A 15,134-nucleotide genomic window follows, 5' to 3' on the forward strand; every position below is an offset into this window, starting at 1 on the left:
GAACGCTAAGGACGCCCGAGCGGAATGGTCAAGACCATTCGGCGCGGTCGGGTACGGGCGGCCGGAGAGCCTGCCCGCTAGTACACCCACCCCCGGCTACTCCATTCGAGGGCCGGCTGCCTCCTCGTCGATCAACTTAGGTTGTCGCCGCCGATGACCTTTTCCGCTAGCCGCCGCACGTCCCGGCCCGGGAAGCTGGCTACCGGAGCACCGCGCCGAGGCGAGCGCGGCCGAAGACCCGGCGGGAGCACTCCCCCCTCCCGCCTGCGAGGTACGACGTCCGGCGCACCCAGCCCCCAGTACGGCGCGCCGGACGTCGTGCCGCTTCCGGGCCGTGGGAATCCACAAAGGACGATCAGCCGACGGTGGCGGCGGCCTTCAGGTGCCGGCGGGCGTTGCCGGCCAGCTCGTCGATGTTGCGGTCCAGCAGCGACTTCAGGTAGCCGGGGCCGATGCCGAAGTCGTCGAAGCCGGTGACCAGGCCGCGCAGCTTGTCGATCCGCACCTCGCCGCGCTTGGCCGGCATGTCGACCAGCTTGCGCTCGGCGCGGGTGCCGAGGCGCTCCTCCAGCCCGTCGACGATGTCCTCGATCGCCTCCGAGCGCCCGGACGCCACGTTGACGACCTCGTCGCGCACCCCCTGGGTGAGCAGCGAGTCGGTCATCCGCATCATGTCGCCGACGTCGAGCAGGTCGCGCGAGACCCCGGAGTGCAGCGTGACCGAGCCCGCGAGCAGCTGGCGGGTCAGGGACGGCAGCAGCTGGTGCGGCGACTGCCCGCGCCCGACGATGTGCGACAGCCGCAGCACGAGCCACCGCGCGCCCGAGAGCGCGCAGACGTGTTCGAGGCACAGCTTGTGCCGCCCGTACGGGGTGAGCGGGAAGACCGCGCCGCCCTCGCTGCCGACCGACTGGTCGGCGCCGTACATCCCGGTCGACGCGGTGGACAGGAAGATCACCGTGCGGCCGGCGGCGCGGCAGCGGTCGATGACGTCGTAGACCAAAGTGGACTCGCGCTGGAACGCCGACACGTCGTTGACGAGCACCGTCGAGACGCCCGCCGCGATGAGGGTGACGTCCGGGTGCCGGTCGCCGAAGTACCGCCGGGTGTGGTGCGCGATGAAGCCGTTCCCGATGATCTCCATCAGCCGATCACCGCCGCGGCGTGCGTCAGGACTTCGCCGGCGAGCCGCGCGGTGGCCACCGACGACGCCAGCCACGCGGCTTCGGAGTCGTCGCGCCCGGCCAGCGCCGCGACGGCGAACGAGCGCAGCGACAGCTCGAACTGGTGCGCCGGAGGCAGCCAGAGCTCTTCGACGTGGTCCTGTTCTTCGATGCGCAGCACGGGTTGCCGCCCCGGGGGCGGGGTGAAGGCGCGGTCGAGCGACAGCGCGGCGGCGCTGCCCCAGAGCTCGTACCGCGAGCGGTAGCTGTGCTGGAAACCGAAGTCGAGGGACGCGGTGACGCCGCTCGCCGAGGTGAGCAGCGCGTGCCCGGCGACGTCCACGCCGGTTCCGTCGAACTTCAGCGCGGCCCCGGTGACCCGGAGTTCGGGGCCCAGCAGGAAAAGCGCGGCGCGCAGGGGGTACACGCCGACGTCGAGCAGCGCCCCGCCGCCGAGGGACGGCTGGTAGCGGATGTCGCGGGCGGGCAGCGGCGGGATGCCGAACGACGCGGTGAACGTCCGGAGCTCGCCGAGCCGGCCGCCGTCGAGCAGTTCCCGCACCTTCGCGTGCTGCGGGTGGTGCACGAACGTGAAGTTCTCCCGCAGCACCAGATCCTGCTTCGCCGCCAGCTCGGCGAGGTCCTCGGCCTGGTCGAGCGTCAGCGTGAGCGGCTTCTCGCACAGCACGTGTTTCCCGGCCAGCAACGCTTTCCGCGTCCACTCGTGGTGCAGCGCGGTCGGCAAGGAGATGTACACGGCGTCGACGTCGGGGCTGTCCAGCAGCTCGTCGTAGCTCGACGCGATGACGCCGAACCGACGGGCGAAGTCCACGGCCTTCTGCGGCAAGCGGGCCGCGACCTCGGTCAGCTCCAGTTCGGCGACGCCGGCCAGCGCGGGCAGCGTGCGCCGCGCGGCGATCGACGAGCAGCCCAGCGCGCCCAGGCGCAGCGGCCGGTTCACCGCAGCCCCCGCAGGCACGCGATCAGGCTGCGGGCCTGCACGTTGACGTAGTGGCTGTGCCGCAGCAGCTCGTTGAGCTGGTTGAGGGTGAGCCACCGGAAGTCGGCGAGCCCGGCGTCCGGGAAGTCCGCGGGCACCTCGATGATCTGGTAGTCGCTGTAGGCGTGGTGGAACCGGCCGCCCTCTTCGGAGAGCTGGGCGGCGAAGAGCACTTGGTCGTCGCGTCTGCCCAGCACCGTGTCGAGGAACGGCGGCCGGTGCGCGGGCGGGGTGAGCACGTAGTTGTCCGGCGTGCACTGCACGGTCGGCGCGAGCTCGACGACGTCGAGGTAGCCGGGCTCGACGCGGGCGTTGAGCAGCGCGTGCAGCACCCCGTCGACGCGCTTGACCAGCAGCGCCACCACGCCCGCGCCGTGCGGGCGGACCAGCGGCTGCGTCCACCGCGCGACCTCGCGGCCGTTGGTGGTGATGTCGACGGCGATGATGCTGAAGAACAGGCCGAGCTCGTGGGAGATCTCGGCCGGCGTCCGGACCCAGTTCGCGACCTCGCCCAGGGGCAGCGAGCTCGTGCGCACGACGTGCTGGGCCTGGCGCGAGGTGATCCAGCTGAGCACCTCGGTGCGCGTGTGCAGGCTGCCGGTGTGCTGGGCCGACGAGCGCGCCACCGCCGCGGCGAGGTCGCTGGTGGCGTCGGTCTCGCGGCCTTCGAGCCCGGCCGGCATGCACGACAGCACCGTGCGGGCGTCCATGTTGACGAGGTTGTCCTGCTTGAGCAGCTCGTGCAGCTGGCCGAGGGTGAGCCAGCGGAAGTCGTCGGGCAGCTCGCCGTCCTCTTCGAACTCCGCGGCTTCGACGATCATGTTCCGGTTGCGCTTGCGGTAGAACCACGAACCCTGCTCCGACTGCAGGACGTCGGCGAGCACGGTTTCCGGGTCGGGGTCGCGGAAGTGGTCCAGGTAGGGGACCGGGCGGCCGCCGTGCACGCGGGTGTAGTTGCTCTTGGTCGCCTGGACGGTCGGCGAGATCTGGACGCCGTTGACGTTGCCCGGCTCCGACTTCGCCTGCATCAGGCAGTGCAGGACGCCGTCGATCTCCTTGACGAGGATGCCGAGGATGCCGATCTCCGGCTGGTTGATGATCGGCTGCGACCAGTGCGTGACGGGCCCGTGGTCGGTGTCGACCTCCAGGCCCTCGACGCCGAAGAATCGGCCGCTTTCGTGCCGCAGGTTGCCGCTGCCGTCCTCGAAGCCCCACTGGCGGAGTTCGCCGAACTCGATGCGCCGGACTTCGTGGCGGTGGGCCCGGTTGCGGTCGGCGATCCAGCCGGCGACGAGCGCGTTCGGGGTCGCGACGCCGTCGGTGGCGGCCGCCGACCTGGCCAGCCGGTGGGGCAGCGTCACGTCCGGTTTGCGGAGCAGGCCGGTTCCGGTGGGGCGCTCCATGGATTTCACCTCGCGTGGCCGGCGGACGGGATGTCCTAGTTGTAGCCGGGGAAATCTAGGAGGAATGCTGGTCTTCGGGCTGGCGTCGCGGGGACACTAGGCGATTCATTGGATTGCCTGTGCAGACGCCGGGGACCGGCCGCGCGCCGACCTAGGGTGACCGCCGTGGACGTCTCCGGCCGGCATGTCGCCTTCTTCGGTTTCCCGGGCTTCGGTCACCTCCGGCCGACGCTGCCGGTCGTGCGCGAGCTGCTCGCGCGCGGGCACGAAGTGTCTTATGTGGTCGCCGAGCGGTTCGCCGGCGTCGTCGCCGAAACCGGCGCGACGGTGCTGACCTACCCGTCCGCGTTCCCCAAGTCGATGCCCGACGTGCACACCGCCGACGACCTCGCCACGGTCCTCGCGCACTACCTCGACGAGGCCTACGCCCCGCTCGCCACCGCGTGGCCCGCGTTCGCGGACCGCCCGGTGGACCTCGTGGTCGAGGACGTGCTGAGCACCGACGTCGGCGGGCTCGTCGCGCGACGCGCCGGCTGCGGCGTCGTCCGGCTGTTCGCCGGGTTCGGCGGCAACGACGAGGTCCCGCTCAACGGCAGCGAGGTCGAGCTGGCCGGGCCGCCGCTCGACCCCGCGCACCCCGCGCTGGCGGCGTGCGGCGAGCGCATCACCGCGCTGCTGGCGGAGTTCGGTCTCGACACCCCTCCGGCCTTCCCGCCCGGCGGCGGGGAAGTCGTGGCGAACCTCGTGTTCGTGCCCCGCGCGTTCCAGCCGCGTGCCGAGTGCTTCGGCGACGAGTTCGTGTTCGTCGGCCCGACCGGCGACGACGGCGCGGTCGCCGAGAGCTGGGGTCCGCCGGGTGGGGACGTTCCCGTCGTCCTGGTGTCGCTGGGCACGTCGTCCAACAGCAACCCGGAGTTCTTCACCGCGTGCGGCCAGGCCTTCGCGGGCACCGGCTGGCGGGTCGTGATGACCACCGCCGGGCACGTCGGCGACGACGTCGCGGCGGCCATGCCCGACAACGTCGAGCTGCACTCGTGGCTCGACCACCGCGCGGTCCTCCCGCACACCGACGTCGTCGTCTGCCAGGCGGGCACGGGCTCCCTGATGGACGCGTTCGGCCACGGCGTCCCGGTGGTCGCCGTGCCGCAGCGCCCGGAGGCGCGGGTGACGGCGGCGCAGGTCGAGCGGCTGGGCCTGGGCCGCGCGCTGCTCGACGACGTGACCGGCGAGGACGTCCGCGACGCCGTGCTGGCCGTCGCCGCCGACGCGGCCATGGCCAAGGAGGTCGCACGGATGCGGGAAGCGATCCAGGCGTCCGGCGGCGCGAAACGGGCGGCGGACGTGCTCGAACGCGCGGTGCGGGCCACCGATGGGAAAAAGGCATGAGCGACGACGACAAGCTGCGCGGGTACCTCAAGAAGGTCACCGCGGACCTGTACCGGACGCGCGAGCGGCTGCGCGACGCGGAAGACCGCGAGCACGAGCCGATCGCGATCGTGGCGATGAGCTGCCGCTACCCCGGCGGCGTCCGCTCGCCGGAGGACCTGTGGGACCTGGTGGCTTCGGGCCGCGACGCCATCTCGGGGTTCCCCGTCAACCGCGGCTGGGACCTCGACGCGCTCTACGACCCGGACCCCGACCGCGCCGGGACGTGCTACACGCGTCACGGCGGGTTCCTGCACGACGCGGACCAGTTCGACCCGGAGTTCTTCGGCATCTCCCCGCGTGAGGCGCAGACGATCGACCCGCAGCAGCGGCTCCTGCTCGAAACGGCGTGGGAGGCGTTCGAGCGCGGCGGGATCGACCCGGCGTCGCTGCGCGGCAGCAGCACCGGCGTGTTCGCCGGGGTGATGTACAACGACTACGCGACGCGGCTGACGGACCTGCCGGCAATCCTGGAAGGCTATGTGGGCAACGGAAGCGCGGCCAGCATCGCGTCCGGCCGGGTGGCCTACACGTTCGGCTTGGAAGGTCCGGCGGTCACCGTCGACACGGCGTGCTCGTCGTCGCTGGTCGCGTTGCACTGGGCCGCGCAGGCGCTGCGGCGCGGCGACTGCTCGCTGGCGCTGGCCGGCGGCGTCGCGGTGATGTCGACGCCGGTGACGTTCATCGGGTTCAGCCGCCAGCGCGGCCTTTCGCCGGACGGCCGGTGCCGTTCCTACGCCGACGCCGCCGACGGCACGGGCTGGGGTGAGGGCGCCGGATTCCTGTTGCTGGAGCGGCTTTCCGACGCGCAGCGCAACGGCCATCCGGTGCTCGCGGTGGTCCGCGGCTCGGCCGTCAATTCCGACGGCGCGAGCAGCGGGCTGACCGCGCCGAACGGGCCGTCGCAGCAGCGGGTGATCCGCGCCGCGCTCGCCGACGCTGGTTTGTCCACTTCGGACGTCGACGTCGTCGAGGGCCACGGAACCGGGACGACGCTGGGTGATCCGATCGAGGTCCAGGCGTTGTTGGCGACGTACGGCCGTGATCGCGTGGGTGAGCCGTTGTGGCTCGGTTCGGCCAAGTCGAACCTCGGCCACACGCAGGCCGCGGCCGGCGTCGGTGGTGTCATCAAGATGGTCATGGCGTTGCGCAACGAGGTTCTGCCGCGCACGTTGCACGCCGAGGTACCTTCGTCCAAAGTGGACTGGGATGCTGGTTCGGTGCGATTGCTGCAGGAGGCCGTCGCGTGGCCGGCGGGGGAGCGTCCGCGGCGCGCCGGGGTCTCGTCTTTCGGGGTGAGCGGGACCAACGCGCACACGATCATCGAGCAGGCGCCTGCGTCTCAGCCTGCTGAACCCGGCGTTCCCGGACTGGTTCCGGTCGTCCTTTCGGGGAAGAGCCCCGAAGCGGTGCGCGATCAGGCCGCTCGGCTGCTGTCACGGGTGGACGATCTGCGACCGGTCGACGTCGGCTACTCGCTGGCCACCACGCGGGCCGCGTTCGAGTACCGCGCGGCCGTCGTCGCTTCGACAGCGGAGGAACTGCGGAATGCCCTGGCGTCGCCGGTGATCGGCGAGACCACCTCGGGCAAGACGGCCTACGTGTTCCCGGGCCAAGGGGCGCAGCAGCCGGGCATGGGACGTGAGCTGTACGCCGAGTTCCCCGTGTTCGCGCAGGCCTTCGACGAGGTCTGCGCGGGTTTCCCCGGCCTGCGGGAGCTGATCTTCGGCGGCGATGACCTGGACCGTACCGAGGTGACGCAGCCTGCGCTGTTCGCGGTCGAGGTTGCGCTGTACCGGCTCCTGGAGTCGTGGGGGCTGACACCGGACTTCGTCATGGGCCACTCGATCGGCGAGCTGGCCGCCGCGCACGTCGCCGGGGTGTTCTCGCTGGCTGACGCGTGCCGGCTGGTCGACGCGCGGGCGCGGCTCATGCAGTCGGTGTCCGCGGCCGGAGCGATGGCGTCGGTGCGCGCCACCGAGGACGAGGTGCGGCCGTTGCTGCGCGACGGCGTGGCGATCGCGGCGGTCAACGGGCCCGAAGCCGTGGTCGTCTCCGGGGACGTCGAAGCTGTCTCCGAGCTTGCCGCGCGGTTCGCGGGGTCGAAGCGGCTGCGGGTCAGCCATGCGTTCCACTCGCCGCACATGGACGCGATCCTGGACGAGTTCCGGGCGGTCGCGTCGACGGTTTCCTATGCGGCGCCGAAGATCCCGCTGGTGTCCAATGTGGCTGGTTCGGCGGCTGGCGTCGCCTCGGCGGAGTACTGGACCGAGCACATCCGCGCGACGGTCCGGTTCCACGACGGGATGCGCTGGCTGGCGGCGAACCGCGTGACGCGCTTCGTGACGCCCGGCCCCGGGGGCGCGACCGCCGCGATGGCCGGCGACTGCGTGCCGGACGCGTTGGTGGTTCCGGTCCTGCGCCGGGACCGCGACGAGGTGCGCACGTTCACCTCGGCCGTCGGCAGGCTGCACGTGGCCGGGTTCAGTCCCGACTGGGCGGCGGTGTTCGCCGGTCGCGGCGCGCGGTTCGTGGACCTGCCGACGTACTCCTTCCAGCGGGAGCGCTATTGGCTGGACGGCCAGCGGGCGGTCAAGCCGGCTGGTGCGCTGTACCGCGTCTCGCAGGTGGCGGTCTCGGCCGAGGCCGTCGACGCGGTGGACTGGCGCGAGCTGGGTTCCGACGTCCCGCCGGTGGTCTACTTCCGGTGCGAGGCCGAGGGTGACGTCGTTTCGGCTGCTCACGGGCTGGCGCGTGAAGTGTTGGAGCTGGTGCGGACCTGGCTGGCCGACGATCGATACCTTCATTCACGGTTGGTTTTCGTCACGCGGGGCCTGGCCGGGGCGGCGGTGCGCGGCCTGGTCCGGTCCGCGCAGGCCGAGCACCCCGGCCGGTTCGTCCTGGCGGACGTCGCCGGCTCGGTGCCCGGATCGTTCGTCGTGGAGGAGCCGGAAGTTTTCCACACCGGCGGTGAGATCACGGCGCCGCGGTTGGTCCCGTCCACTTCGGATGGTGTAGTACGTCTCAACGGGACGGTGCTCATCACCGGCGGGGCCGGCTCACTCGGAACCGAGCTGGCCCGGCACTTGGTCCGCGCGCACGACGTCCGACGGCTCGTCCTCGTGAGCCGGCGTGGGCAGGATTCGCCGGGTGCGCGGGACCTCCAGGCCGAGCTGGCTGCGGAGGGTGCCGAGGTCGTTCTGGCGGCCTGCGATGTCGCCGACCGGGAGGCCCTGGCGGGCTTGCTCGGCGAGGTCGGCCCGCTCGACGCGGTGGTGCACGCGGCCGGAGTACTGGACGACGGGGTCGTCTCGTCGTTGACGCCCGAGCGCCTCGAGGCGGTCCTGCGCCCCAAGCTCGACGCGGCTTGGCACCTGCACGAACTCACGGAAGGTTTGTCGGCGTTCGTCCTGTTCTCCTCGGCGGCAGGGGTCCTCGGAGGTGCGGGCCAGGGCAACTACGCGGCGGCGAACACGTTCCTCGACGCGCTCGCCGAGCACCGGCGGGAGCTGGGCCTGCCGGCGGTTTCTTTGGCGTGGGGCCCATGGGTGCCGGATGGCGGGATGACGGGGGAGCTGTCGGGCGCCGATATCGCCCGCATGCGCCAAGGCGGAGTCCGGCCGTTGCCGGCGCGTGCTGCGCTGAGGTTGTTCGACCGAGCCCTCGCCGCCCCCGATGCGCTGGTGGTGCCGATCGACCTGGACATCGACGAACTCGACACCACCCGGCCACTGCTCGCCCGGCTCGCCCAGGAACGGCCGACCCGGCTCGCCGACGCTCCCGCGCCCGCCGGCTTCCCGGGCTTGCTCGCCGGCCTCCCGGAAGCCGATCGACCGGCCGCCGCCCTGGACCTGGTCCGCGCCGAGGTGGCCGGGGTGCTCGGCCACGCATCCGCCGCCACCGTGCGCGCGGACCGGCCCTTCGCCGACTTCGGGTTCGACTCGCTGACCGCTGTCGAGCTGCGCAATGCCCTCGGTCGCGAAACCGGCCTGACCCTGCCCTCGACCCTCGTCTTCGACCACCCCACACCGCGTGCACTCGCCGACCACCTGCTTAGCGAGGTCGATCCCGGGACCGCCGTGCCACGGGCGCTCGCCAACCCCCGGCCCACCGAACCCACCGGCCCGCGCGAGCCGATCGCCATCGTCGGCATGAGCTGCCGTTTCCCCGGTGGCGTCAACACCCCGGAGCAGCTCTGGGACCTCCTCCAAGCTGGCCGGGACGTCATCTCCCCCTTCCCCGATGACCGCGGCTGGGACCTCGACCTCCTCTACCACCCCGACCCCGACCACCCCGGCACCTGCTACACCCGCGAGGGCGGCTTCCTCGACGACGCCGCCGGCTTCGATCCCGAATTCTTCGAAGTGTCCCCGCGCGAAGCCGTCGCCATGGATCCGCAGCAACGGCTGCTCCTGGAGACCGCCTGGGAAGCCTTCGAACGCGCCGGCATCGACCCGGCGGCCCTGCGCGGCAGCCGCACCGGGGTCTTCGCCGGGACCAACGGCCAGGACTACTCGACCCTCCTGCGCGACTCCGCCGACGACGTCGCCGGGCACCTCGGGACCGGCAATGCCGCCAGCGTCCTCTCCGGACGCGTCTCCTACACCTTCGGCCTGGAAGGCCCGGCCGTCACCGTCGACACCGCGTGCTCGTCCTCCCTCGTCGCGCTGCACCTCGCCGCGCAGTCGCTGCGGGCCGGGGAATGCTCGCTCGCCCTGGCCGGTGGCGTCACCGTGATGGCCACTCCTGCCGGATTCGTCGAGTTCAGCAGGCAGCGGGGGCTGGCCGAGGACGGCCGCTGCAAGGCCTTCTCCGACGACGCCGACGGCACCGGCTGGTCGGAAGGTGCCGGTATCCTGCTGCTGGAAAGGCTTTCCGACGCGCAGCGCCACGGGCGAAGGGTGCTCGCCGTGCTGCGCGGCTCGGCCGTGAACCAAGACGGGGCCAGCAACGGACTCACCGCCCCGAACGGCCCGTCGCAGCAACGCGTCATCCGCGCCGCGCTCGCCGACGCCGGACTCACTCCGTCCGAAGTGGACGCCGTCGAAGCGCACGGCACCGGCACCCGGCTCGGCGACCCCATCGAAGCCCAAGCCCTGCTCGCCACCTACGGCCAGGACCGCGACCGTCCACTGTGGCTCGGCGCCATCAAGTCCAACCTCGGTCACACCCAAGCGGCCGCCGGGGTGGCCGGCGTCATCAAGACGGTCCTCGCGCTGAACCACGAGGTGCTTCCGCGCACGCTGCACGCCGAGGTCCCGTCGGAACGCGTCGACTGGACCGCCGGGCACGTCCGGCTGCTGACCGAACCGGTCGTCTGGCCCGCCGCCGAGCGTCCGCGCCGGGCCGCCGTGTCCGCCTTCGGCTTCAGCGGTACCAACGCGCACGCCGTGCTGGAAGAAGCGCCGCCCGCCGTACAGTCCCTTGTAGACAAATCGACGGTCGAACTGTGGCCGCTGTCCGGCCACACCGAAGCTGCGTTGAGCGCGCAGGCCGCCGCACTGCTTCCCTTGGCTGAACAAGGCATCGACGGCATCGGCGCCGCGCTGGCCGTCCGCACGGCATTCGACCACCGGGCCGTCGTGGCGGCCCCCGACCAGGTCACCGCCGTGCGGAACCTCCGGCTGCTGGCCGAGGGTGGCGAAGGCGTCGTTCGCGGCCGCGTCACCGACGAAGGCCGCTCGGCGTTCCTGTTCACCGGCCAGGGCGCCCAGCGCGTGGGCATGGGACTCGCCCTGCGCGAGGAGTTCCCCGTGTTCGCGGAAGCCTTCGACGCGGCCTGCGCGCGGTTCGACCTCCCGCTGCACGAGGTGATCGCCGAAGGCGGCGAGCGGCTTGATCAGACGCAGTTCACCCAGCCCGCACTCTTCGCCGTCGAGGTGGCACTGTTCCGCCTGCTCGAGTCGTGGGGCCTGACGCCGGACTTCGTCATGGGCCACTCGATCGGCGAGCTCGCGGCCGCCCACGTGGCCGGCGTACTGACCCTCGACGACGCCTGCACGCTGGTCGCCGCGCGCGGGCGGCTCATGCAGGAACTGCCCGCGACCGGCGCGATGGTCTCCGTACGGGCCACCGAGGACGAGGTCCGGCCGCTGCTCACGGCGTCGGTGGACATCGCCGCCGTCAACGGTCCCGCGTCGGTCGTCGTGTCCGGTGTGGAGGAGGACGTCCTCGGCATCGCCGCGCACTTCACGCGGCTGGGCCGGGAGACGAAGCGGCTGCGCACCAGCCATGCGTTCCACTCCCCGCTGATGGAGCCGATGCTCGCGCGCTTCCGCGAGGTCGCCTTCGGACTGTCCTATTCGGACCCGAAGATCGGGATGATCTCAGACGCCACCGATCCCGAGCACTGGGTCCGCCACGTGCGGGACACCGTCCGGTTCGCCGACGGCGTCAGCTCGCTGGCCGCGAGAGGAGTCACGAGGTTCGTCGAGGTGGGGCCGGACGCCGTGCTCGCCGCCATGGTCGGCGACTGCGTCGAAGACCCGGTCTTCGTCACCGCGACCCAGCGGCGGAAGCGGCCGGACGTCGAGACCCTGCTGACCGCGGTCGCCGAAGCGCACGTGCACGGCTTCTCCCCGGACTGGGCCGCGCTGCACCCGGCCGGCGCCCGAGCCGACCTGCCCACCTACCCCTTCCAGCGCCGCCGCTTCTGGCCGGGCGCCGGGCGGGCCGGTGACGTCACGACCGCCGGGCTCGCCGCCAGCCCGCACCCGTTCCTCGGCGCGACCGCCGAGCTGGCCGGGTCCGCGGGAGTACTCGGCACCGGCCGGCTCTCGCTGCGCACCCACCCCTGGCTCGCCGACCACGGCATCGGCGGCGCGGTGCTCTTCCCCGGGACGGCGTTCGTCGACCTGGCCGTCGACGCGGGCGACCGCGCCGGCCGCCCGCAGGTCGAGGAGCTGACCCTCGGAGCGCCGCTGGTGCTGCCCGCGACCGGCGGCGTCCGGCTCCAGGTCCTGACCGGCGCCCCGGACGACTCCGGCGCGTGCTCGCTGACCATCCACTCGAGCCCCGAGGACGCGGCGCCCGACAGTCCGTGGACCCTGCACGCGACCGGCGTCCTCACCTCGGCGAACCCGGCGCGCGGCGACGACCTCACCGCCTGGCCGCCGCCGGGCGCTGAACTCCTCGACACCGACAGCCTCTACGACCGGCTCGCGGACAGCGGCTTCGGGTACGGGCCCGTCTTCCAGGGTTTGCGACGAGCGTGGCAGCACGGCGAGGACGTCTACGCGGAGGTCGAGCTGCCCGAAGACGCGGACGCATCGGCGTTCGGGCTGCACCCGGCCCTGCTCGACGCGGTCCTGCACGCGGCGGCCTTCCTGCCGTTCGCGCCCGCGCCGCACGGCCGGCTGCCGTTCTCCTGGCGCGGGGTCTCGTTGCACGCCGAAGGCGCGCGCGGCCTGCGCGTGCGGCTCACCAAGACCGGCGCCGAGTCCCTCGCGATCGCCGTCGCCGATCCCACCGGCCGGGCAGTGGCCACTGTGGACTCGTTGACACTGCGCGAGTTCCACCCGGACCAGCCGGCGGCCCGGCCGGACGCGCTGTACCGGCTCACCTGGCCGGCCCACGACGGAGACCACGAGAATCCGTCGTGGACAGTCGTCGGCTCGCTCGACGACGTCAACGACGTGCCGGACGTCGTCGTGCTGCCGTTCGCGTCGCGGCCGGTGCACGACGCGCTGTCCCTCGTCCAAGCCTGGCTCGCCGAAGGCCGGTTCGCCGAGGCGAAACTGGCGCTGCTGACCTCGGGCGCGGTCGTCGCCGAAGACGGCGACGGCCCGATCGACCCGACCGTCGCCGCGGTCTGGGGCCTGGTGCGCTCGGCGCAGTCGGAGCACCCCGGCCGGTTCGTGCTGATCGACTCCGACGGCTCGGCCGACCCCGCGGCCGCACTGGCGACGGGGGAGAACCAGGTCGCCCTCCGCTCCGGCGTGGCCCGGGTGGCGCGGCTGGCCAAGGAAACGGACGCGCTCACCGTCCCCAGTGGACCGTGGCGGGTCGACATCGCCGAGCGCGGCACCCTCGACGGGCTGACCGTAGTGCCCTGCCCCGAGTTCGCCGAGCCGGTCGCGCCGGGCGCGGTGCGGATCGCCGTGCGCGCCGCCGGTGTGAACTTCCGGGACGTCCTGAACACCCTCGGCATGTACCCGGGCCCGGCCACCTCGCCGGGGCTGGAGGGCGCCGGGGTCGTCACGGCGGTCGGCGCCGGCGTCACCCGGTTCGCGCCCGGCGACCGGGTGATGGGCCTGTTCGGCGGCGCGTTCGGGCCGGTGGCCGAGGTCGACGAGCGCATGGTCTGCCGGCTGCCCGCCGGGCTGTCGTTCGCGCAGGGCGCGTCGGTGCCGGTCGTGTTCCTGACCGCGCTCTACGCCCTGACCGACCTGGGCGACCTGCGGTCCGGTGAGAGCGTCCTGGTGCACGCGGCGGCGGGCGGCGTCGGCATGGCCGCGGTCCAGCTCGCACGGCTGCTCGGTGCGGACGTGTACGGCACCGCGAGCGCCGGCAAGCAGGACACGCTGCGGGCCTCCGGCCTCGAGGACGACCACATCGCGTCGTCGCGGACCCTGGACTTCGAGGCCGAGTTCCGCGCGGCGACGGGCGGGCGCGGCGTCGACGTCGTGCTCGACTCGCTCGCCGGGGACTTCGTGGACGCGTCGCTGCGGCTGCTGCCGCGCGGGGGCCGGTTCCTGGAGATGGGCAAGACCGACGTCCGCGATCCGGCGGAAGTCGCGGCCGCGCACCCCGGTGTCCGGTACCAGGCGTTCGACCTGGTCGAGGCCGGGTACGACCGGATCCGCGAGCTGTTCGACCGGCTGCTGGGCTGGTTCGAGGACGGCGCGCTGGCGCCGGTGCCGGTCACCGCGTGGGACGTCCGGCGCGCGCCCGCGGCGTTCCGGCACGTGAGCCAGGCCAAGCACGTCGGCAAGGTCGTGCTGACCGTGCCCGCCCCGCTCGACCCGGACGGCACCGTGCTGATCACCGGCGGCACCGGCGGCCTCGGCTGGCTGCTGGCCCGGCACCTCGCCGAGTCCGGCGTCCGGCACCTGCTGCTGGCGAGCCGGCGCGGCCCGGCGGCCGACGGCGTCGACGAGCTGCGGGCCGAACTGGCCGCGCTGGGGGCCGAGGCCACGATCGTCGCGTGCGACGCGGCGGACCGGCACGCGCTGGCGAAGGTACTGGCCGACGTGCGGCTGACCGCGGTGGTGCACGCGGCGGGCGTGCTCGACGACGGGCTCGTCGAAGCGCTTTCCCCGGAGCGCCTGGACACCGTCCTGCGGCCGAAGGCGCTGGCCGCGACCAATTTGGACGAGCTGACGCGGGACCACGATTTGTCCGCGTTCGTCCTGTTCTCCTCGGCGGCCGGCGTGCTCGGCGCGCCCGGGCAGGCCAACTACGCCGCCGCAAACGCTTTCTTGGACGGACTCGCCCGGCAACGGCGGTCGGCGGGACTGCCCGCGCTGGCCCTGGCCTGGGGTCCGTGGCGGCCGACCGGCGGCATGACGGCCGGGCTGTCCGACGCCGACGTGCGCCGGATGGCGCGGTCGGGCCTGCCGCCGCTGCCCGCGGACCAGGGCCTGGCGCTGTTCGACGCGGCGGTGGACGCGCCCGACGCGGTGCTGGTGCCGATGCTGGTGGACCCGCGCGCGCTCGGCTCCGACGTCCCCGAGCAGCTGCGCGGGCTGGTCCGGACCACCGTCCGGCGCCGGGTGGCCGAGGACGCGCCCGGCCGGCGGGAGGGTCTGGCGGCGATGTCCGCCGAGGACCGGCGGCAGGCGTTGCTGGACCTGGTGTGCGCGCAGGTCGGCGCGGTGCTGGGCTATGGCGACGTCGTCGACCCGACGCGGGTGTTCAAGGAACTGGGCTTCGACTCGCTGACGGCGGTGGAGCTGCGCAACCGCCTCACCGCCGCGACGGGCGTCCGGTTGCCGGCGACGCTGATCTTCGACTACCCGACACCGGCAGCGCTGGCCGGCTTCCTCGGCGAGGAATTGTTCCCGTCGACGGAGTCCGAAGTGGACGACGACCTGAGCGACCTGGACGTCGACGACCTGGTCCGGCTGGCCCTCGGTACCGACGAAGGCTGAAACGCCAAACGGCCGTCCTGGTGACCCCCCGACCGGGACACCAGGACGGCCG

At 72.9% G+C, this 15,134-nt stretch carries 4 protein-coding genes and 1 pseudogene; 2 read left to right on the forward strand and 3 right to left on the reverse strand.

What is annotated here, in order from left to right; genetic code table 11:
• Positions 1 to 355: 355 nt before the first annotated feature.
• Genes ACERZO_RS22940 through ACERZO_RS22950 form a run of 3 tightly spaced genes read right to left on the reverse strand, consistent with a single transcriptional unit; the run spans position 356 to position 3,566 of the window.
• A complete protein-coding gene (locus ACERZO_RS22940) occupies positions 356 to 1,144 on the reverse strand; it encodes an NAD-dependent epimerase/dehydratase family protein (protein WP_372666778.1) in 789 nt (262 codons plus the stop codon).
• On the reverse strand, positions 1,144 to 2,142 hold the full coding sequence (locus ACERZO_RS22945) for a Gfo/Idh/MocA family protein (protein WP_372666779.1): 999 nt from the start codon (positions 2,140 to 2,142) through the stop codon (positions 1,144 to 1,146). Before ACERZO_RS22945 ends, ACERZO_RS22940 begins: the two co-directional genes overlap by 1 nt.
• The gene (locus ACERZO_RS22950) at positions 2,121 to 3,566 is read right to left on the reverse strand and encodes an NDP-hexose 2,3-dehydratase family protein (protein WP_372666780.1); all 1,446 of its coding nucleotides are present in this window, start codon (positions 3,564 to 3,566) and stop codon (positions 2,121 to 2,123) included. The genes ACERZO_RS22945 and ACERZO_RS22950 overlap by 22 nt, the downstream gene beginning before the upstream one ends.
• Before the next feature lie 165 nt (positions 3,567 to 3,731).
• Here ACERZO_RS22950 and ACERZO_RS22955 point away from each other — a divergent pair, with 165 nt between their 5' ends.
• Both ACERZO_RS22955 and ACERZO_RS22960 read left to right on the forward strand, forming a co-directional pair.
• The gene (locus ACERZO_RS22955) at positions 3,732 to 4,952 is read left to right on the forward strand and encodes a macrolide family glycosyltransferase (RefSeq protein WP_372666781.1); all 1,221 of its coding nucleotides are present in this window, start codon (positions 3,732 to 3,734) and stop codon (positions 4,950 to 4,952) included.
• An 8-nt stretch (positions 4,953 to 4,960) separates the two neighbouring features.
• Positions 4,961 to 15,082: pseudogene (locus tag ACERZO_RS22960) on the forward strand (SDR family NAD(P)-dependent oxidoreductase); the annotation flags it as partial.
• Positions 15,083 to 15,134: the final 52 nt, after the last annotated feature.

Source organism: Amycolatopsis kentuckyensis (genome assembly GCF_041679295.1).
GTDB lineage: Bacteria > Actinomycetota > Actinomycetes > Mycobacteriales > Pseudonocardiaceae > Amycolatopsis > Amycolatopsis kentuckyensis_A.